We start from the raw sequence: 21,354 nt of genomic DNA on the forward strand, positions 1-21,354 counted from the left end.
AGGTAAAATAGAAATTAGCACGTAAAGGATAGCAAATGCTATCTTTTATTTTACAATTTATAATAAAAAAATATTTATTTGTATTTTTATTTAATATAAGAAGGTATTAAAATTCTTTTGTCGAATTAATATTTGTTAAGATATGGGAATTTATTTGTAAGGGGGATATATAATATGGAAGAACCTAGAATTAGTGTACTTATTGCGGATGATAATAAAGAATTCTGTAATATTTTAAACGATTATTTACTAAGTCAAAGGGATATTGTAGTTACAGGTATTGCAAAAGATGGAATAGAGGCTCTTAAATTGATAAAAGAGAGAAAGCCTGATTTGGTTGTATTAGACATAATAATGCCACATTTAGATGGGCTTGGTGTTCTAGAAAGATTAGGTGGAATGGATCTTGATCCAATACCTAAAATAATAGTGTTATCTGCAGTAGGGCAAGATAAAATTACACAAAGAGCAATTACTTTGGGTGCAGATTATTATGTAGTAAAACCTTTTGACATGGATGTTTTTACAAAAAGAATAAGACAAATGTTTAATAATACAATTTCAAGCGACCATAGTAAAAAATCAATGTCATTTGTGGATACAAGTGAACCTAGAAAAACTAGCCGCAATGAACCAATGGATTTAGAAGCTGAAATCACAAACATAATTCATGAAATTGGTGTTCCAGCTCATATTAAGGGATATATGTATTTAAGAGAAGCAATTACTATGGTAGTAAATGATATTGAACTTTTATCTGCAGTAACAAAAGAATTATATCCATCAATTGCTAAAAAGTTTAATACAACTGCTAGTAGAGTAGAAAGAGCAATAAGACATGCTATAGAAGTAGCATGGGGCCGTGGCCAAGTTGAAACTATAAATAAGATATTTGGTTATACTATACACAATGCTAAAGGAAAACCAACAAATAGCGAATTTATAGCAATGGTTGCCGATAAGTTAAGATTACAAAATCGAGGAGTTTCTTAATTAAACTAATCAATTAAATTAACTTAATTAATATAACCTATGTGCAACATGCGCATAGGTTATATTAATTTGAATGGAAAATTAAATTAGGCAAAATAATAATTAACATAAAAATTAAACGGATATAATCTTAAATTAATTATGCATATAACCCTCTTTGCTATCATAAATATGAAATAAGTTATAATATTCATATTGTTATTAGCTAATAGCCGAAAAAGTGATTAACAAAGGGGGAGAGATTTATGTCAACTAATACCTTAATGAGTAAGATAAACAAGCACATACAAGAAAATTTTTGGTTATATATTGTAAGTATTCTTTGTGTATTTACAGGTATAATTTTAGGAATGTATAGTGTGAAATATATGGGAGAATTTGAACAAAACGATTTAGTAAATTATTTAACTAGTTTTATTGATCCATCAAATGCCAATGGCATTAGCTATAAACTAATATTCTTACAATCAATTAAAAATAATCTACCTGTGATTATTTTTCTTTGGTTTTTAGGTTTAACTATTGTAGGAATACCAATAATAATTATAATTGATTTATTGAAAGGGTTCACAGTAGGATTTACCTTTAGTTTCATGATTAGTGGCCTTGGAAAAAGTGGTATTGGAATTGCGATTCTAGGTGTACTTCCACAAAATATAATTTATATTCCATGCATTATTTTTGCATCTGTAGTATCCATGGAATTTTCTATAATGCTACTTAAGGATAAATTCAATAAACAATGGACAAGTAGTATAACTAGTAGAATAGTATATTATAGCCTAATATTTATTGTAATAATAATCTTCTTGTTTATTGGTATAATTATAGAATCCTATATTGCACCATATTTCGTAAAAAACCTTATTAATAATTTGGGAAGTGTTAGTAAATGAGGAATAGTGAATTATGGCATTTTATAATATTAACAATAAAATGTTTTGTGGTTTTATTAGTAATTGGAATTTTCCTTCCTAAAGCATTAGATTACTTGCTTCAAAGTTTAACGGATAATACAAAAAATTACAAAAACACTATTTTTGTTTATAAATTGGTTGATAAAAATTATAGATTAGTTTATAATTATGTTCTTACATTTTATTTATTTTTTAGAGGTTAATATATTTATAAATATTAATATTATCTAAAATATGGGAGACTAATTATGAGCAATTTATTGAAAATCTATATAGATAATTTAGAAAGTAACAAGTTATCAAGAAATACTGTGGAGGCCTACTCTAGAGATGTTAAACGATTTATTGAATTTACTGAGACAAGAAATGAAAGCATAGAAATGGTTGATAACATAACAATAATGGCATATGCAGAGCTTCTTAAAAAAGAAGGATCTGCAAATAGTTCTATCGCAAGAAGTGTAATTTCTATTAGAAATTACTATAAATATCTTATTAAAAAAGATTTTGCACAGCAAGACCCAACAGCTTATTTTTCTATTCCTAAAATTAAACGTAACATACCCCAAATTTTATCTATTGAAGAGATAGATCAGCTTCTAAATCAACCAGAAGAGTTAACACATAAAGGTTGTAGAGATAAAGCAATGCTAGAACTCATGTATGCTACAGGCACGAAGGTTTCAGAGCTTTTAAGTCTAACAATTTATGATATTAATTTAGAACTTTTATATATAAGGTGCAATAATGGTATGAAAAATGAAAGAACTATTCCTATAGGATCACATGCAGTTAGATGCTTATCACAGTATTTGAAGATTAGGTTTGACATGAACATAAATAATTTAAGCACACTTTTTTTCAATACAAGAGGTGATAAAATGACTAGGCAGGGATTTTGGAAGATTATTAAAGAGTATGCTATAAGCAGTAATATTAAAAAAACAATAAACTCATACACACTAAGACATTCATTTGCTGTGCATTTATTGCAAAATGGTGCTGATATAAGATCGGTGGGTGAATTACTAGGTCATCATAGTATGGCTACAACTCAAATTTATTCAACTATAAAGAAAAAAAGTAAAATAGCAGAAATTTATAAGAATACTCATCCTAGAGCATAAAATATTTAAACTGAGTAATAAGTCAATATATTAGTATATTGAACTTATTTTTTTTTATACCTATAATAAATTTTTTAGTATTATCGAAATAAATATTGATAATATTGTGGTAACTTGGTAAAAATAATCATATGGATTTGAAATAAGCTAGATAACACATAATAATTGTTATCTAGCTCAAAGGAATATGAGGAGGATACATATGAAAAGAAGCATTAACAATGCATTGTGTTTGTTTTTATCGTTAATTTTCACTACACAGTTGTATACTATATCAGCAAGTGCAGTAGGGGAAAAGAAGGTTGATAAAGGGATTGTAGTAGAAGCAAGGTCAGCATTACTAATGGAACCATCTAGTGGCAAAATAATATACGAAAAAAATTCTCATGAAAGATTTGCTCCAGCCTCAGTAACTAAAGTGATGGTTATGTTACTAGCAATGGAAGCAATAGATTCTGGTAAGATTAAATTGCAAGATAAAATAACAATTAGTGAGAATTCAAAAAAAATGGGCGGAAGTAGTATGATACTAGATACTGGTGAAATTAGAACTGTGGAAGAAATTTTAAAAGGTATAGCCATCGCATCAGGTAATGATGCTGCAGTGGCTATGGCAGAATATTTGGGAGGTAGTGAAAGCGCATTTGTATCCATGATGAATGAAAGAGCAAAAGGCCTTAATATGAATGATACTGAGTTTAAAAACTGTACTGGGCTCAGTGCGGATGGACACTTTTCATCTGCCTATGATATTTCAATTATGTCTAGAGAGTTATTAAAATATCCTAAGATATTAAAATATTCAGGAACTTATATGGAAACTATATCAGAGGGGCGGAAATCTCCAATAGGTCTTGTAAATCATAACAAACTTGTTAGATTTTTTGATGGATGTGACGGACTTAAAACCGGATTTACAAATGAAGCAAAGTATTGTATATCTGCTACAGCGGTGAGAAATAATGTTAGAATGCTTGCAATAATTATGGGTGCACCAACTTATAAAATAAGAAATAACGATGCTAGCATGTTAATGAACTTTGGATTTTCAAAATTTGAAACTAAAAAAATAATAACAAAAGATGAGGAATTAGAAAAAATAGCTTTAAATAAGAAGGGTGACAAGTTTTTAATAGCTAAGGCAAAAGATAATGTTATTATAACTCTTGAAAGAGGTAAGAAAAATGAAATCACCAAAAAAATTATTCTACAGGAAGGCTTAAGTGAATATAAAAAAGATGTAGCAATTGGATTTTGCGAAATATCCATTGATAATGAATTATGGGGCAAAATTATTATTTATAGCGATAGAGATATTAAAAAATCTAAAGTATGGGATAATATTAAGAATAACATTGTAGACTTATTTGATAAGGCAATTTAAACTTATAAATTTATTTTAATAAATAACTATAGCTTCTAGGCAATAATGTGGTTGCCTAGAAGTGTTATTATACTTTTTTTCTTTTTTATTAATTAGTATCTTTTAGCCTTTTTTATTTTATACTGACTAGTTATTTTTTTAGAGATGCACTATACTTAAAATAGCTTGATATAAAGAAATTTAAAAATGTTATATTTCCTTATAATTAAATTTTTATTTAGGAGCGAGTGTACATGCCATTAACTATAAAAGTAACTAATTTTGAAGGTCCATTTGACTTGTTACTTCATCTTATTAAGAAAAATGAGATGGACATCTATGATATTAATATTTATGAAATCACGAATCAGTACTTGGACTATCTTAAGAGCATGAGTGAAATGGATTTAGAGATGACATCAGAATTCATTGTTATAGCTGCAACTTTAATTCAAATTAAATCTATACGGTTGCTACCTAAAAATAAAGAGGAGAATAGTAGTGATGAAGAAAAAGATGTAGAAGCAGAATTATTAAGTAAGCTTATAGAATATAGAAAATATAAAGTTATAGCTGAAAAATTAAAGATGCTAGAACAAGATGCAGGCATAATGTTTAGTAAAAAACCTGAAATAATAGAGGAAGATAATAAAAATGCTAAAGAAATTGATTTTTTAAAAAATGTTACAATGCTTGATTTGTATAATTTATATAATAAGTTAATGCAACAATATATAAATAAAATGAATGTAAATAATGTTATAAACAAAAATATATTAGTAGATGAATATAAAATAGAAGATAAAATGGAAGAATTGAAAGAGGCACTTGATTTGTTTGGAAAAGTATATTTTTCAAAGCTGATTTATGCCTATTCATCAAAAATAGAAGTTATAGTTACCTTTTTAGCATTGCTTGAACTGATTAAGATAAGAAGTGTGAGAGTAATTCAAGAAAGTACCTTTAAAGATATATATTTAGAAAGGGTAGATTAATATGAGTGAATTTGATATAGTGCAAAAGGGCATTGAAGAGGTTTCTACTAAAAAAATATATTTCTCTATAATTGAATCTTTGTTGTTTGTTACTGGAGATTCCTTAAAGTTAAGTGTAATTGCAAATATATTAGAATGTAGCAATGATTTTACAGGAGAATTATTAGAGGAATTAACAGTGAGATATGAAGAAGAGGATAGAGGAATTAAAATTATATCAACTAATGATGGATATCAATTTGTAACAAAATCCTGTAATAGTGAATATGTTCAAAAATTATTAAAGACGAGTATTAGACAATCATTATCTCAGGCTTCTCTTGAAACACTAGCAATAGTCGCATATAAACAACCAATAACAAGAGTGGAAATTGAGGAGATAAGGGGTGTTAAGAGTGATAGGGCAATCTATACCTTATCAGAAAAAAAACTAATTGAAGAAAGTGGACGAAAAAATGTTCCAGGAAGACCTATTATTTATGCTACTACAGATGAATTTCTTAAGCATTTTAATTTTTATAGCCTGGATGAAATGCCTTCTTTAGAAGAATTTAACGACATTTCAGAAGGAAAGTCCCCTACTTTATAAGTGGTAGTATAAATCTCCTTCTGAAGTCGTTAATATTGCAGCTCCGCAGGAGATGATTTAATAGTGAAAGTTCACAGAAAGATTCAAAAGAAGAAGTTGAAAATAATTAAAATGTCTAGCTATTTTTTTAAAAAAAATGTGCATAAAGTAATGAAACCCCATTATGATAAAGTATCTTAAATGAAAACTTTATTATAATGGGGTTTTATAAGTTTGATTTATAAATTTTAATTAAGCACTAGTAACTAAAAAATTATTCATCACATTTTTCTTCATCATCATATTCTTTATGCTTATCATATTTATCTTTAAACATATTTTTAACAATATCAATAACCTGTGGAACGGTATCAACAATTCTATCATAGGTATTTTGTTGATCTACAGACAAAAGTCTTACTGAATCGTTTTTAATAACTAAAAACGCAACGGGCTTAACAGTTACTCCTGCTCCAGAACCACCACCGAAAGGGTACTTATCCATTGATCCGCTTTTAACACTATTGAATTCACTACCACCAGAAGCAAAACCAACACATACCCTTGAAATAGGAATAATTGTAGTACCATCTAGTGATTCTATAGGATCCCCCACAATGGTATTTACATCTATCATATCTTTTATACTTTCCATGGTGGTTCTCATTAAATTTTCAATTGGATGATTATCCATGTACATTTCCTCCTCTATATTTTTTAATGTTTGATTTATTATGCATCATCTTTATGTTTACAAGGCAAATTATCATTATAAATAGTATATAAACATTTTTGGCCAAATTGGAATAAATTATACTCGAAATTTCCATATTTATATCATGTTCTTCAAAATGAGGTTTAACTTTGATGTCTATATTTTTTACCTTTACAAAATTTTGTATGAGCAAATATATAAAACTATAGGTGCTATGAATTAAACCAAATAAAACAGCTACAAAAGCTGCATCATCAAATCCATACTCCAGTTTAGTGTTTATATTTAATGTGGGTTTGAATTTTGAGCTGATAAGTTTATGAATAAGTAGTTTTATATCATCTAATGAAAATGATTTTAAAAAATTTTCTTTTGTTTTAGCTTTAGTATCAGTTTTTGAATTACTTTTTAAACTTGATTTTGAAAGATTTCTTATCTTCAATTTTTTATTATATATATAAATTACCAAAATTTTGTTTGAGTATTTAAGAGTTATTTTTAATGGGATTGGAAATAATATAATTGTTAGTGCTAAAAGAAACACTATGATACCTTTAAACATTTTAACCTCCCAGTATACCTAATAATTGTTATTATGCCCAAAAATCAATAAAAAAATCAATAAATGTTTAATGCACATTATTTATATTTAATTGTAAATTAGCATCAAAAATTAAAAGAGGTGAGACTTTATGATAAAAAGATCAAAAAAAATATTATCAATAACTTTGAGTATGTTTTTTTTATTAACAGGAAGGCTTCAAAATGTTTATGCAGATGATTTAAATGTTAATGCTATAAGTGCCATAGCCTTAGATTGTGACTCTAAAATTGTTTTATATGAAAAAAATGCATATACCCCTATTGAAATTGCTAGTACTACAAAGATAATAACTTCGCTGGTGGCAATAAAATCTGGAGATTTAAACAAAAAAATAACCGTTTCAGAAAAAGCTGCCTCTATTCGCGGTTCAGAAATAGGGTTAAGAAAAGGAGAAGAAATAACCTTAAAAGAACTATTATATGGACTTATGTTAAGGTCAGGAAATGATGCAGCAATAGCTATTGCAGAAGGAATAAGTGGAAGTGTTGACGAGTTTTCAAAGCTTATGAATGAGTATGCTTTAGAGATTGGGTTATTAAATAGTAACTTTGAGTCCCCTCATGGGTTAGATAGTGCAAATCATTATTCTACAGCATATGATTTAGCACTGCTTACTTCAAAGGCAAAAGAAATACCACTTTTTAATGATATTGTTTCCTCTAAAGATATCGATGCAAAAGACTATAATTTTACTAGGAGCTATCATAACATAAATAAGATTCTATGGACTCTGCCGGGTTCAACAGGAGTAAAAACAGGATCTACTGGAAAGGCTGGTAAATGTCTTGTAACTTCAGTTAAAATTAAAGATAGGGATGTTATTATAGTTACTTTAAATTGTACTCCTCGGTGGAAGGAAACAGAAAGAATAAGTAAATATGTGGAGAAAAATTATGAATATAGAAAATTAATTAACAAGAATGATATTTTACAAAATATTAGTGTGAAAAATGGGATTAAAGATGTTCAAATGGTAAGTAAAAGAGATATTATAATTCCAGTGAAGAATGATGAAAGTATTGAGGTTAAAATTAAAAAACCATTATATGAGGTTAGTGCTCCAGTAAACCTTGGAGATAAAATTGGTAGAGTAGAAATATATGCAAATAATAAACTTATGTTTACAGAAGCTCTAGTTGCTAATAACTCTGTAAAAAGAGAGAATATGTTTAAACAAAGAATTCATGAAATTGTGAATTTAATTACTCCTAATAAGTAAAAAGAGCCACTTAGGACTCTTTTTATTTATTGTAAAAGCTTTTAATTGAACTTAAGGGCAATTTGTTATATTTGATGTACAAGTATTAATATTATTTAACTTGTAACAATTTCTAGGTTTTTAAATATTTTAATAGTATAGTGCTTAGGAGGTTATATTGATGAGTTATGAACCCTACGATTGTATTGATGTAGGAAGTGAATTTTGTGCTTGATACACTAAACTGCGATAAGCAGGCTAGTAGTTTATTTAATTAAATTAATTTTCACTGTACCTTTAGAGCCATCCCAATATATTGACTCTACAATATTATTAATTAGTAAGCGCTTACTATTAAAATCTAGCATATGCACCATAGATGAGAAGCTACTTAAAAAAGCAAGTGTGTTTGTTGCATTCCACTTGTTGTTTTGATATTTATAACAATCGGATTTTAACTTAGAATATCTTACCTTTAGTTTTTCTAAGTCATTTCCTAGTTTGAAAATTTGAGGCCTTATATATTTGGATATTGCATCCTCGAAAGATAATTGATTTACCAGAACATCTATTTGAGTTTGTTTCATCTTTATCTGCCCAGGTAAATTGTCTATTTCAGATTGCATATAATTATTTTTAAGCATTTCAGATTTAATTTTATTTAACTCTTCTAGTAGAACGAGATTATCAACAGTGACATTTTTTAAATTATCTATAACTATATCTTCTAGCTCATCTACACGGATATTAGGGTTATTACATCTTTCTCCTCTTGAATGATCTTTAGTACTACAAACATAGTATTGAATTTTTTTATTGGTTTGTGCACTTATATGACCATGTTTAACAATCATACTTTTACCACAACTGGAGCATTTTAATATACCGGTGAGTAATGCCGCAGCAGAGGTGCCAAGTCGTGGTGCTTTATTTTTATTTTCGTCTAATATTTGTTGAATTTCAAGCCATGGTGAGGCATCAATAATTCCTTCATGTGAAGAAACTGCGGCTATCCATTCCGTTATATCTCGTTTAATCCTAGCACCTTTAGTTTTGTTATAGGTTAGAATACCATGTCTATCATCAACTTTTCCCATTACATTCATGCCGATAACTTCTAGATGCCTCATAACATTCTCATTGGCTCTAACATAGAGGGGATTTCTTAATATAAGTTGAATTCTTTTCTTATTGAAGTCAGCTCCGTTTTTTGTTTTAATATTATTTTTGAAAATGAAGATAAATACCTGGTTAATTGATTTGTACTGTAAATATTTATCGTAAATGAATTTTACCACATCTAATTCCTCTTTTATAGATGATAAGGTATACATGGTTTTTTCTTTAAAGTCACCGTCAAGGTATGAAAGCTTCTTACTTTCATAACCTAAAGGGGTCTGGCCTCCGAGCCACCTTCCGCTTTTAGCAAGTTCCAACATATTGTCTCTAACTCTTTCACCAATAGTTTCGCGCTCCAGTTGTGCGAAAACAGAAGCAATATACATCATAGCTCGGCCCATAGGTGTTGAGGTATCAAATTGTTCATTAACACTTATGAAGCTTACATGCAAATTGTCTAATTCGTTTATAAGAGTAGAAAAATCAGATATATTTCTACTAATCCTATCAAGTCTATAACAGATGAGTACATCAAACTCTTTTTCTCTGGCATCAATTAGCATCTTTTGGAACTGAGGTCTTTTAATATTTTTTCCTGAAAAACCTTCATCCTCATATATTAAAAACTTTTCAATTCCCAAATGTCTACATTCATGCTTGCATAGCTCAATTTGGTTAATTATTGATTCGCCTTTTGTTGTAATTTTTGATTTCCTGGAGTATATAGCTGCAATCCTCAATTTAATTACTCCTCGCAATTGATTTTGAAGCCTAATAATAAGTGCTTAAACATAAAAATTGAAATATAGTATTCTATAAACTACAATGGCTTTACAAAATAAAGATATGTATTTTGTAAAAATAATATTCCAAAGTGGTGAATATAAATAAATATAATTGGTTATATTTATTTTTGTAACGAAGTGTATAAACAAACATACTATAATATAATAGTTTGTTTGGGGGATTATAAGTGAAGGTTAACTCTATTATTATATTAGAATTAAACAAAAGCGAAAGGAAACTCTTAAATGAGAGATATACAAAAGCTGCTTTAAAAATAATAGCTCCGAAGCTTTCATTAGAAGAAATAAACGAATTAATAGAAAAACTTGCGATTATTTAGCAAGATACCAATAAATAGATATACTATCATGTTAAATGCACTTTATATTATTTTTTAACAAAATTATCAATGTTATTTAAGAAGGAATATTGCTACATGAGTAGAATTAAACATAAAAGGGAAAGTTTAAAGACTAGGGAAGTTGTGATTTATTAACAAAAGATTTATTAATAAAAAACAAACAATCAAGAATATACTGAACAAATTTTATTAAAGAATGATATACTATTATAATATTCAATACAACATAAAATATGGAGATGATTTATATGAAGTTATGTGAAATATGTAAAAAAAATATAGCAATGATATTAACATCAAAAATTGAAAATGGGAAAACAGAAACTGTAGCTTTATGTATAGAGTGTGCTAAAAAAAAGGGTGTTCCAGTTATGGATCAATTGATGCAGCAAGCTGGAATATCCTCAGAAGATATTGAGAACTTAAATCAGCAAATGGGTAATATTTTCAAAGACATGAATTTAGAAGATATGAACCTTGAGGAAATTGATACTTCTGATATGAATAATGAAAATGGCGATGGGAAAAAAATGATTGGTAATATATTTAATGGCTTATTTTCAACTGAAGACGAAAATAAAGATTTTATAGATGATGAAATTGAGACTTCTAAAAAGACCCTGGAAGCACCAGAAGAAAAATCCAGAAAAAATCCCTTTAAAAAGAAAAGAAAGCATTTAGATACATATGGTATAAACCTAACAAACAAAGCAAAGCAAAATGGTGTGGACAAAGTTGTTGGGAGAAATAAAGAAATTGATAGAGTAGTACAGATTTTAAATAGAAGAACTAAAAATAATCCTATTTTAATTGGGGAAGCTGGTGTAGGAAAAACAGCTATTGCAGAGGGATTGGCTGTAAGAATTGTAGAAAAACAAGTTCCAGAGAAGTTATTTAATACGGAAGTTTATTTACTTGACCTCACTGCTGTGGTTGCAGGCACGCAATTTAGAGGACAATTTGAAGGTCGTATGAAGTCTATTATTGAAGAAGCTAAGGAAAGTGGAAATATAATATTAGTAATTGATGAGGTGCACAATATTATGGGAGCTGGTGAAGTTCAAGGTGGGGCAATGAATGCAGCAAATATTTTAAAACCAGCCTTGGCAAAGGGAGAAATACAAGTTATTGGAGTGACTACTTTAGAGGAATATAGAAAATATATAGAAAAAGATGCAGCACTTGAAAGGAGATTTCAGCCAGTTGTAGTTGAAGAACCAAGTGTGGGAGAGACAATAGAAATCTTAAAAGGAATTCGGGGATACTACGAGGAATATCATAAAGTTAAAATATCTGATGAGATAATTGAAGAAGCTGTAAATCTATCCGAAAGATATATAACAGATAGATTTTTACCAGACAAAGCTATAGACGTTATTGATGAAGCTGGATCTCGTGCTAATTTGAAAAATAAGGGCCTGGTAGAACTTGTAGGGTTAAAAGAAGAATCAGAAAAAATTCAAACTAACAAGGATAATGCAGAAGAAACTGGAAATTTTGAAAAAGCTGCAGAGTATAGAATGAAGTTATGTAAAATAAAAGAAAATATTAGTGAAATAGAAAGAAAATGTAGTGAGGTTCAAATTACTTTAGAGGATATTGCTTTTGTAATAGAATCATGGACTAAAATTCCAATTCAAAAGATTACAGAAAAAGAAGCGAAAAAATTATTAGATCTTGAGAATAGGCTTCATAAACGCGTTATAGGTCAAAATCAAGCTATCACAAGTTTATCTAGAGCTATTAGGCGGAATCGTTCAGGTTTTAAGAAAAAGAAAAAGCCATCTTCTTTTATTTTTGTGGGACCAACAGGAGTTGGAAAAACGGAGCTAGTTAAAGCATTATCTTGTGAGCTTTTTGGAAGTGAAGAAGCACTAATTCGTATAGATATGTCTGAGTATATGGAAAAGCATACAGTTTCAAAGTTAATTGGTGCGCCACCAGGGTATGTAGGGTATGATCAAGCTGGTCAATTAACAGAAAAAGTAAGAAGAAAGCCTTACTCAGTGATTCTTTTAGATGAGATAGAGAAAGCTCATCCGGATGTATTTAACATGTTATTACAAATTCTTGAAGATGGAAGGCTAACAGATAGCCAAGGCAGAACTGTTTTCTTTGATAATACTGTAATAATTATGACATCTAATGCTGGTACTCAGTTTAAAGCAGGTAGCATTGGCTTTGTCCAAGATAATTATGATATATTAGAAGCTCGCGTTAAAGATGCATTAAAAGAAACCTTTAGGCCAGAATTTTTAAATAGAGTGGATGAAACTATTGTATTCACTCCTCTTAAAAAGGAAGAACTTCGCATAATAGTAGATTTAATGATTGCGGAAGTGGTGGATGAGGTAAGAGAAAAGAAGATAACGTTGAATGTTTCAGGAGAGGTAAAAGACTTTATATTAGAAAAAGGATACGATGAAAAATATGGAGCAAGGCCACTTCGAAGAACTATTCAAAAATACATTGAAGATGAAGTTGCGGAGCATTATCTTAAAAATGAATTTAGCGAAGGCTCAAATATAGCCATAGAATTAGTAGAAGGTAAGGTTGTCATAAGACATATTTAAATAAAGTGCAAAAGCTGCTGAAAAATTATTCAGCAGCTTTTGCACTTTAGCTATATTATTGTTTAATATTTTGCCTAGGAAAATTAAAAACTTTTTTAAAATTATAAAGTTTGTACTGCTGCTCATAATAAGTAAGTCCGTTATATATAACATCACATAAAAATATTCCGAAAAATATATCCATTATCACGTGCTGTTTAACAAATTGAGTTGATATGATAATAAGAAAGCCTAGCACATTAAGTGAAATTTTAAGCGGCTTTTTAGCATTGGTAGTATTAATTCCCTTAACAGCTAAGTATGCAGTAATAACATGTATACTTGGAAAACAATTATAGGGTTTATCAGAATTATAGGTAAATAAAATTAGTTTTGAAAATATATCATCCCCCGTAACAATAGGCCTTGTAACTGTGGTTTGAAAAAAGTAAAAAGTTATAAATGCAACAACATAACATAAAATTAAAGTAATCATTATCTTATAATAAACCTTCCTGTTTTGGAAGCACAAATAAACAAAACAAAAGGCTAAGAAAAACCATAAGGTCATATAAGGTATTATGAATATTTTTATAAGCGGTAAAAATCTATCTAAATCAGTGGTTAAATCATAAACTCCTCTTTGGGTGTTGTTTAGTGTCCAATAAAATAAATTGGAAAAAGGGATAGAACCAATAAGTATTAGCGGCAATAAATTTTTAAAAAGTTTTTTCAAGTAATCAATCCTTTCTTTAAACAATAGTTTAACGGAAAATCGGAATAGTTTCAATGATTTTTTCAAAAATTTTTAATGAATATTGTGTCATTACTATAAAAATTAAACAATTGATTAAAGAGAATCGCAGTTTGGAGTCTCAACCATGCCCTTGCCATCTGGCAGAAACGGGAGACTGCATATTATGTTCACAGTTGGCAGGTAAAAAGTTTTGTGACTGCTGTAATTGGAATGGGGTATGTATATACCAAGATTATGCTTCAAACAATTACAAAGCTAAAGAAAGTAGAAAATATTACAACTGTAAAATAATAAAAAAAAGTAAGTTCGAAGATAATGTCATTATATTTACGGTAGAGGTAAGCGATAAATTGGTAAGTGAACTAGTTCAGGCAGGAAGTTATATTTTTGTGAGAAGGCCAGATACAGATACAAGGTTTGATACACCTATATCTATAATGGATACTGATACGAGAAATAATACTATAACTATTGCTATAGAATTAAAAGGGTCTAAAACTAAGGCATTAGATGTGTTAAAGCTGGGGGAAGATATTCTTGTAAAAGCACCATTTTGGAATGGTATTTTAGGACTAAAAAACATAAATAAAATGAAGGATAGCAAATGCTTAATTGTTGCAAGGGGTATAGGTCAGGCACCTATGATACCACCACTTAAACATTTGTATGCCAATAATAATGAAATTACAGTTGTTCTTGATAATTCTCCTTATAATAATAGTTTTGTAAATAAATATTTAGATAAATATGTTTCGAAAGTTATATTGTGTAATACTATAAGCCGTGGCATAATCACGGATGAATTTAATGTTATATTAAATGATTTAATTAAAAACAATGATATTAAATTAGTGCATTGTGATGCTGCAGATGTTTTAAATTATGAATTGATGAAGGCTGTAGAGGATATAGACAAAAACGTTAAATATTCCTGTTGTAATAATGCGAAGATGTGCTGTGGTGAGGGTATATGTGGATGTTGCACAAGAAAAAACAACGATCGTAAGTTAAGAAGGCTCTGCAAAATGCAGACAGAGCCTAAATATGTATTAGAAGGGAGGAGAATATTTTGAAGGTTATTGTGATTGGTGGTGGATGGTCTGGTTGCAGTGCAGCAATTATAGCAAAAAAAGCAGGAGCTTCAGTTGTACTATATGAAAAAACAGATTTGCTTTTAGGGCTTGGCAATGTAGGTGGTATAATGAGAAATAATGGAAGGTATACTGCATCAGAAGAAATGATAGCACTAGGGGCAGGAGATCTAATACATTTGACTGATGAAAATAGTAGACATAAAAATATTGATTTTCCTGGACATAAAAATGCTTGGCTTTACGATGTGAACAAGATTGAACCAGCAGTAGTGAAATATTTAAAAGCTATGGATATAGAAATAAATATGATAACAAGGGTAGTGGATGTTGAAAAAGAGGGTAATAGAATAAAAGGAATATATCTATCAGATGGAGAATATGTTGAGGCAGATGTATTTATAGAAACTACAGGATCAACAGGACCAATGGGTAACTGTTTAAAATATGGGAATGGGTGTTCAATGTGTATTTTAAGATGCCCGGCTTTTGGCCCAAGGGTAAGTATAAGTTACAGAGCAGGCATTGAAGATTTAAAAGGAGAAAGAGAAGAAGACGTATATGGAGCGGTTAGCGGTTCTTGTAAACTAGCTAAGGATTCTTTATCTGATGATATTGTAAAACAATTAGATGAGACAGGAGTAGTTATTTTAAAGGTCCCAGAGGAGGATATAAATTTAGACAAACTTAAACTAAAAGTATGTCAGCAATATGCTCTTAGAGAGTTTGCTGAAAATATAATCCTATTAGATACAGGTCATGCAAAGCTTATGACTTCTTATTACGCATTAGATAAATTACGCAAAATTAAAGGACTTGAAAACGCAAAATATATAGATCCATATGCGGGGGGGAAGGGAAACTCTATAAGATATCTATCAGTTGCCCCAAGAACCGACAGTATGAAGGTTATAGGCTTAGATAACTTGTTCTGTGCAGGAGAAAAGGCTGGACTCTTTGTAGGCCACACAGAGGCAATGATAACAGGTGCTTTGGCAGGACATAATGCAATAAGAAGTTACCTAGGAATGCCTCTACTTATTTTACCAAGGTCACTTGCCGTTGGAGATATAATAGCCTATGCAAACGAAAGGATGAACACAAAAGAAGGAAGAACTAATAGGTACACTTTTGCAGGAGCAGAGTATTTCAAGAGAATGCAAGAGCTAGGACTATATACTTTGGACATAGATAAGATTGCCTTAAAAGTAGAAAAATTAAATTTAACTCACATATTTGATGAAAAACTTATATAGAGCAAGAAATGGAAAGGTCAGCTTAAGGTGAAGCAGGCCTTTTTTCTTATCCAAACCTTATATATACAAGGTAATTCAAAATATGCAAGTAAAGGGATAAGTAAAAATTTTCACAAGAAAAGCAATATTTGAGAACAACTCCGCAATTCATGGCGAGTAATAAAATTTATTATACTGTAAAATATGAAATGTAAACGTTAAATAGGAATTATTTAGAGAAACTAGTTTTCAGTAACTGTGAATTGCAGAAAAATAGGTTCTCAATTATTATATTTTGAAAGGAAGTGAAAACCTGACTTTTCGGTTATAACTATGGTATAACTTAAAAATCAGTAAATATTATGGAGAATACATGTAATGAAAAGAAGTTGAAAGTTGGCATAATAGGTTGTGGCGGTATTGCAAATAACAAACACATGCCAAGTTTAGCTAAAATATCACATGTTGAAATGGTAGCATTTTGTGATATTTTAATAGAAAAAGCAGAAGAGGCTGCAAAGAAATTTGGAGCAGAAGATGCAGTAGTTTATGATGATTACAAGGAACTTTTGAAAGATAAAAATATTGATGTAATTCATGTGTGTACACCTAATAGATCACATAGTGATATTACCGTGGATGTATTAGAAGCTGGCAAACATGTAATGTGTGAAAAGCCAATGGCAAAAACTTCGAAAGAGGCAAGAAGAATGTTAGAGGCTGCAAAGCGTACAGGTAAAAAACTTACTATAGGCTATCAAAATCGCTTTAGAGGTGATTCGAGGTATCTTCATGAGATTTGTGAAAAAGGTGATTTAGGAGAAATATATTTTGCGAAAGCACATGCTATAAGAAGACGTGCAGTTCCAACTTGGGGAGTTTTTCTAAATGAATTTGAGCAAGGTGGCGGACCACTAATAGACATAGGAACCCATGCACTGGATTTAACCTTATGGATGCTAAATAATTATAAACCTAAATATGTAGTTGGAAATGTATATCATAAACTTAGTAGTAAAGAAAATGCTGCTAATGCTTGGGGGCCTTGGGACCCTAAAAAATTTACTGTAGAGGATTCAGCTTTTGGATTTATTACAATGGAAAATGGAACAACTATTATTTTAGAATCAAGTTGGGCTTTAAATACCCTTGATATAGGAGAAGCACAAACAACACTATGTGGAACAGAAGGCGGAGCTGATATGAAGGATGGCCTTAGGATAAATGGAGAAAATCTAAGTAGATTATACGATACCAAAGTAGATTTTAATTCAGGTGGGGTTGATTTCTATGAAGGAAGCTTAGAAAACCCAGCAGACCTAGAGGCAAAACTATGGATTGATTGTATATTAAATGATAGTGAGCCTTTAGTGAAACCAGAACAAACATTAATAGTTACTGAGATACTTGAAGCAATATATGAATCTTCTAAAACAGGAAAACCTGTCTATTTAAATAAATAATGATAAGCGAAAGGGTGTTAATATGTATATAGGACTTTTAACAGGATGTCTTGGTGGTATTCCACTTAAAGAAAAAGCAAAATGGGCAAGTCAGCATGGTTTTAAATCTTTAGAACTTGCGTGCTGGCCAAGAACTAATAACCGAGATTATTCAGGTAGTGAAATAGATGTAACTAATTTTACAAAAGAGGAAGCACAGGAGATTGTGGCATATTTTAACGAATATGGACTTACAATATCTTCAATTGCTTATTATGATAATAATTTAGATAGAGACCTTAGCGTGCGAGCTAAAATAAACAATCACTTTAAAAAGTGTGTTGATGCGGCAGTGCTTATAGGGGCTCCCTCAGTAGGAACTTTTGTAGGAAGAAACATAGATAAGTCGCTGGTGGAGAACTTTGATGAGTTTGAAATAGTCTTTGGAGAGCTAGTAAAGTATGCAGAGGATAAAGGCATTAAAGTAATAATAGAGAATTGTCCAATGATAGGTTGGCAGGTAGAAGGACAACCAGGAACTATTTCCTTTACTCCGGAGCTTTGGAGAGAGATGTTTAAAAGGGTTCCTAACAAAAATTTTGGATTAAATTATGATCCGTCTCATATGCATGCACTTCTAATGGATTATATTACTCCTGTGAAGGAATTTAAGGATAGAATATTCCATGTACATGCAAAGGATACAGAAGTTTTTAAGGAAAAATTAAAAGATTATGGTGCATTTAATAAACTACTAAACTTAAGCCATGAGGATTTTGGATATTGGAGATATAGAATGCCAGGACTTGGTCAGGTAGACTGGAAAAGTCTTTTTAAAGAATTAAGCGAAATAGGTTATGATGGAGTCGTGAGTATTGAACATGAAGACCCTCTTTATGAAGGTAGCGCAGAAAAAGTGAAGGAAGGATTGCAAATTGGAATAGATTACCTTCAAAAATTAATATAATTATTTTCTATGAATATAACTAAAAAAGAGTTAAAATAAAGCTGTAACAGGCAGAATAATAAATAGACATACAATGTTAAAAAACTGTATGTCTATTTTAATATGTAATGTTGCCTGAATTAATGAGAATTTTGGAGGGTATTATGCAAGGTAGCTTAGAAAAAACAGTATTGGAACAAGATTTCCCATTTAGATTATTTTTTAATGACGGGAACGCAAGTACACCTCATCATTTTCATGAGGATATTGAAATTATATATCTTGTGGAGGGAAATCTTAAAGTGGTGGTGAACAAGGATACCTATCACTTGATAGCTGGGGAGATACTTATTATAGGTTCGGGAGAGGTCCATTGTTTTTTTAAGCAAACAGAATTTAGCAAAAGAGCGGTTATACAATTTAGAATGTCCATATACGATAACTTTCTTTCGGGAACAAAAGATAATAGAATTATAAAACCGATGTTCACGCGTTCTAAGCTCCTGACCTGTGGAAGTGAAGTCCATGCTTTACTGGAAAAGCAGATAGTGGAGATTATTGATGAATATGGTAAAGCTAAGGAAGGATACAAACTTGTTTTAAAAGCAAGGCTCTATGACTTAGCAGTTATATTACTTAGATATATGCCTAAAGAGGCACGCTCACTAGGGGATGAGAGGGGACAAATGGAGAGGCTTAAGAAACTTGATAAGGTTTTTGCATATGTAGAGAAAAATCATCAAAATCATATAGGGTTAGATGAGATTTCGAAAGTAGCAGGCTTTAGTAAGTATCATTTCACTAGATTCTTTAAAGAAAATACTGGAATGACATTTTTGGACTATTTGAATAATTTTAGAATAACGAAATCTGAGTGGTATCTTATGTATGATACTAATTCTATTATAGAAGTTGCATATAAATCCGGTTTTAATAGTGTTAAAACCTTTAACAGGGTATTTAAAAATTTGAAAGGGTGCGCACCTATGGAGTATAGAAAAACTATAAAATAGCGCTGATATGGTAATAACAACACTGTTCTACTTAGAAATTATTACCTTCTTTAATATTATATAAACCAAGATAATACATGTTTGTATTGAAAAGTGTCACCGTAGGTTAACTTGTTAAGCACTATTATGGAATCTTTTACCTTAGTTAGGTAATTTGAGTAATATTGATCGGTTTTATTTAAAGTATTTTTGCAAACCATTGGTGAATTAAAAACTAAATATTTTCTGCATATAAATGGTCTTGCATTATAGATTGCACAATTGTTATTGTTGTCTAAAAAGGAACATCGAATATTAGAGGTGGAATATAATTTGTAGTTTTCATCCATAAATCTACCGTTAATATGTACAAGTTCAGATAGTGTATCTTTGTTTTCAATGATTCTATTCTTAAACTCAGCAAGTTTATCAGCAGAATAATGTTCGCTCATATATTCTTTTATTAACTCATTTTCAAGTTGGCTTGATAAGATGGGTAAATAGCAGCAATAATTACAACCCTGTTTACAAGAAGTTACTTTTTCAATAGGTTTTAAAGCATTATCAAGTTTTTCGTAAAGGCGTCTGAGTTTACGTATGGCCTCCTCCTTAGATAATCCGGAATTTATATTATTAATTCTGGATTTAATAAAATCATCTAAACTCTTTACTGCTAAAGTAATTTCAGTTTGATCGTAAATAATTTTACGACCATTATCAGGGAATACCATTGTTTCATAAATGTGCTTTTTTTTCATACAACAGTCAGAGAAAATCTTACCACTTCCACATATGCATAATTGATCTTTAGGAATTATTGCCACACTAGCATTGATTTGCATTATAATCTTTCCTCCCTAGTTATAGACACATTCAAATTAATAAAAAGTCAGTTTGTTAGTGCATTTATTTGAATATGCCTTGATATTTGTATATAATCTCTGCTTTTTTATTATATTATATTACAATAGATATTTTTAAGCTACAACAAACAGTAAATTTATTACAGCATTTTATAAAGAAAGATGAATTTTAAACTTTTACTCTAATTAGAAAAATTATCAGTATATTTTACAAGGGAATACAAACAATACATTTATGTGGAAAAGATATATTATATATGGACTTTTAGGTCTCTGCGCAGAGGTTTTGTGGAACGGCTTTGGAGCAATGCTTACGGGTGACTTATTACTTAGGGGCACCACATGTATTTGGATGTTTCCTATATATGGTCTTGCTGTATTTCTTGAACCAGTACATTATAGGATAAGACATCTTCCGCTTTTAGCTCGGGGAGGTATATATATGGTTCTTATATTTGCAGTAGAATTAGTCAGCGGACTATTGCTTAGGTCTGTTTTAGGTGCGTGCCCTTGGAACTATGTGAATAAAACATTGTCAATATATGGGATGATTACATTGGAGTATGCGCCCATATGGATTGTGCTTGGGATTATTTTTGAGAAGATCCATGATGTTATAACACGTATTGAAAATAGTATAAAGTATAATTCTAAATGATCAATTAGAACATAATTAGAATTATAAAAGAATTATGCTGTGAATTTATTGTTATAAATATATTGAACGCAC

20 protein-coding genes are annotated in these 21,354 nt (G+C 30.0%); 15 read left to right on the top strand and 5 right to left on the bottom strand.

The window, feature by feature from the left end:
• The first annotated feature begins 174 nt into the window (after window positions 1–174).
• The 6 genes from spo0A (at window position 175) to scpB (ending at window position 5,984) form a co-directional block, all read left to right on the top strand.
• Window positions 175–993 (top strand): sporulation transcription factor Spo0A, encoded by an 819-nt coding sequence (gene spo0A / locus KPL51_RS06320; RefSeq protein ID WP_216158592.1) that lies wholly within the window; start codon window positions 175–177, stop codon window positions 991–993.
• 245 nt (window positions 994–1,238) lie between these two features.
• Entirely contained in the window at window positions 1,239–1,889 is a 651-nt protein-coding gene (gene spoIIM, locus KPL51_RS06325; RefSeq protein ID WP_216158594.1) for a stage II sporulation protein M, read from the top strand.
• 269 nt (window positions 1,890–2,158) lie between these two features.
• Entirely contained in the window at window positions 2,159–3,037 is an 879-nt protein-coding gene (locus tag KPL51_RS06330; RefSeq protein WP_216158596.1) for a tyrosine recombinase, read from the top strand.
• Between the two features lie 202 nt (window positions 3,038–3,239).
• Window positions 3,240–4,421: a D-alanyl-D-alanine carboxypeptidase family protein gene (locus KPL51_RS06335; protein ID WP_224853648.1), complete on the top strand. Its 1,182-nt coding sequence runs from the start codon at window positions 3,240–3,242 to the stop codon at window positions 4,419–4,421.
• A gap of 233 nt (window positions 4,422–4,654) precedes the next feature.
• A complete protein-coding gene (locus KPL51_RS06340) occupies window positions 4,655–5,395 on the top strand; it encodes a segregation/condensation protein A (protein WP_216158600.1) in 741 nt (246 codons plus the stop codon).
• A 1-nt stretch (window position 5,396) separates the two neighbouring features.
• The gene (gene scpB / locus KPL51_RS06345) at window positions 5,397–5,984 is read left to right on the top strand and encodes an SMC-Scp complex subunit ScpB (RefSeq protein WP_216158602.1); all 588 of its coding nucleotides are present in this window, start codon (window positions 5,397–5,399) and stop codon (window positions 5,982–5,984) included.
• Window positions 5,985–6,237: 253 nt separating this feature from the next.
• Here scpB and ytfJ read toward each other — a convergent pair whose 3' ends face one another.
• Both ytfJ and KPL51_RS06355 read right to left on the bottom strand, forming a co-directional pair.
• Window positions 6,238–6,657: a GerW family sporulation protein gene (gene ytfJ, locus KPL51_RS06350; RefSeq protein WP_216158604.1), complete on the bottom strand. Its 420-nt coding sequence runs from the start codon at window positions 6,655–6,657 to the stop codon at window positions 6,238–6,240.
• Window positions 6,650–7,240, bottom strand: a complete 591-nt coding sequence (locus KPL51_RS06355; protein ID WP_216158606.1) for a DUF2953 domain-containing protein — start codon at window positions 7,238–7,240, stop codon at window positions 6,650–6,652. The genes ytfJ and KPL51_RS06355 overlap by 8 nt, the downstream gene beginning before the upstream one ends.
• A gap of 130 nt (window positions 7,241–7,370) precedes the next feature.
• On the opposite strand from KPL51_RS06355, the gene KPL51_RS06360 reads away from it, so the two are divergent.
• On the top strand, window positions 7,371–8,501 hold the full coding sequence (locus tag KPL51_RS06360) for a D-alanyl-D-alanine carboxypeptidase family protein (protein ID WP_216158608.1): 1,131 nt from the start codon (window positions 7,371–7,373) through the stop codon (window positions 8,499–8,501).
• Between the two features lie 245 nt (window positions 8,502–8,746).
• Here KPL51_RS06360 and KPL51_RS06365 read toward each other — a convergent pair whose 3' ends face one another.
• Complete coding sequence (locus KPL51_RS06365) at window positions 8,747–10,339, bottom strand: recombinase family protein (protein ID WP_216158610.1); 1,593 nt, start codon at window positions 10,337–10,339, stop codon at window positions 8,747–8,749.
• A gap of 233 nt (window positions 10,340–10,572) precedes the next feature.
• Here KPL51_RS06365 and KPL51_RS06370 point away from each other — a divergent pair, with 233 nt between their 5' ends.
• The gene (locus KPL51_RS06370; protein WP_216158612.1) at window positions 10,573–10,725 is read left to right on the top strand and encodes a hypothetical protein; all 153 of its coding nucleotides are present in this window, start codon (window positions 10,573–10,575) and stop codon (window positions 10,723–10,725) included.
• 269 nt (window positions 10,726–10,994) lie between these two features.
• Entirely contained in the window at window positions 10,995–13,319 is a 2,325-nt protein-coding gene (locus tag KPL51_RS06375; protein WP_216158614.1) for an ATP-dependent Clp protease ATP-binding subunit, read from the top strand.
• A 55-nt stretch (window positions 13,320–13,374) separates the two neighbouring features.
• Here KPL51_RS06375 and KPL51_RS06380 read toward each other — a convergent pair whose 3' ends face one another.
• A complete protein-coding gene (locus KPL51_RS06380; protein ID WP_216158616.1) occupies window positions 13,375–14,034 on the bottom strand; it encodes a phosphatase PAP2 family protein in 660 nt (219 codons plus the stop codon).
• A 131-nt stretch (window positions 14,035–14,165) separates the two neighbouring features.
• Between KPL51_RS06380 and KPL51_RS06385 the strand changes: the two genes are divergently transcribed.
• From KPL51_RS06385 to KPL51_RS06405, 5 genes are all read left to right on the top strand, one after another.
• Window positions 14,166–15,128, top strand: a complete 963-nt coding sequence (locus KPL51_RS06385) for a sulfide/dihydroorotate dehydrogenase-like FAD/NAD-binding protein (protein ID WP_224853651.1) — start codon at window positions 14,166–14,168, stop codon at window positions 15,126–15,128.
• Window positions 15,125–16,402, top strand: a complete 1,278-nt coding sequence (locus KPL51_RS06390) for an FAD-dependent oxidoreductase (protein WP_216158620.1) — start codon at window positions 15,125–15,127, stop codon at window positions 16,400–16,402. Before KPL51_RS06385 ends, KPL51_RS06390 begins: the two co-directional genes overlap by 4 nt.
• Window positions 16,403–16,743: 341 nt before the next feature.
• Window positions 16,744–17,844 carry a Gfo/Idh/MocA family protein gene (locus tag KPL51_RS06395; RefSeq protein WP_216158622.1) on the top strand — a complete coding sequence of 367 codons (1,101 nt, stop codon included), beginning with the start codon at window positions 16,744–16,746 and terminating at the stop codon, window positions 17,842–17,844.
• 22 nt (window positions 17,845–17,866) lie between these two features.
• Entirely contained in the window at window positions 17,867–18,790 is a 924-nt protein-coding gene (locus tag KPL51_RS06400) for a sugar phosphate isomerase/epimerase family protein (protein WP_216158624.1), read from the top strand.
• A 143-nt stretch (window positions 18,791–18,933) separates the two neighbouring features.
• Window positions 18,934–19,782, top strand: a complete 849-nt coding sequence (locus KPL51_RS06405) for an AraC family transcriptional regulator (protein WP_216158626.1) — start codon at window positions 18,934–18,936, stop codon at window positions 19,780–19,782.
• A 56-nt stretch (window positions 19,783–19,838) separates the two neighbouring features.
• Here KPL51_RS06405 and KPL51_RS06410 read toward each other — a convergent pair whose 3' ends face one another.
• Window positions 19,839–20,603, bottom strand: coding sequence for a YkgJ family cysteine cluster protein (locus KPL51_RS06410; protein WP_216158849.1), 765 nt, complete (start codon window positions 20,601–20,603; stop codon window positions 19,839–19,841).
• Window positions 20,604–20,859: 256 nt separating this feature from the next.
• On the opposite strand from KPL51_RS06410, the gene KPL51_RS06415 reads away from it, so the two are divergent.
• On the top strand, window positions 20,860–21,282 hold the full coding sequence (locus KPL51_RS06415) for a putative ABC transporter permease (protein ID WP_216158628.1): 423 nt from the start codon (window positions 20,860–20,862) through the stop codon (window positions 21,280–21,282).
• Window positions 21,283–21,354: the final 72 nt, after the last annotated feature.

It is taken from the genome of Clostridium bowmanii, from assembly GCF_018861315.1.
Taxonomy (GTDB): domain Bacteria; phylum Bacillota; class Clostridia; order Clostridiales; family Clostridiaceae; genus Clostridium_AD; species Clostridium_AD bowmanii.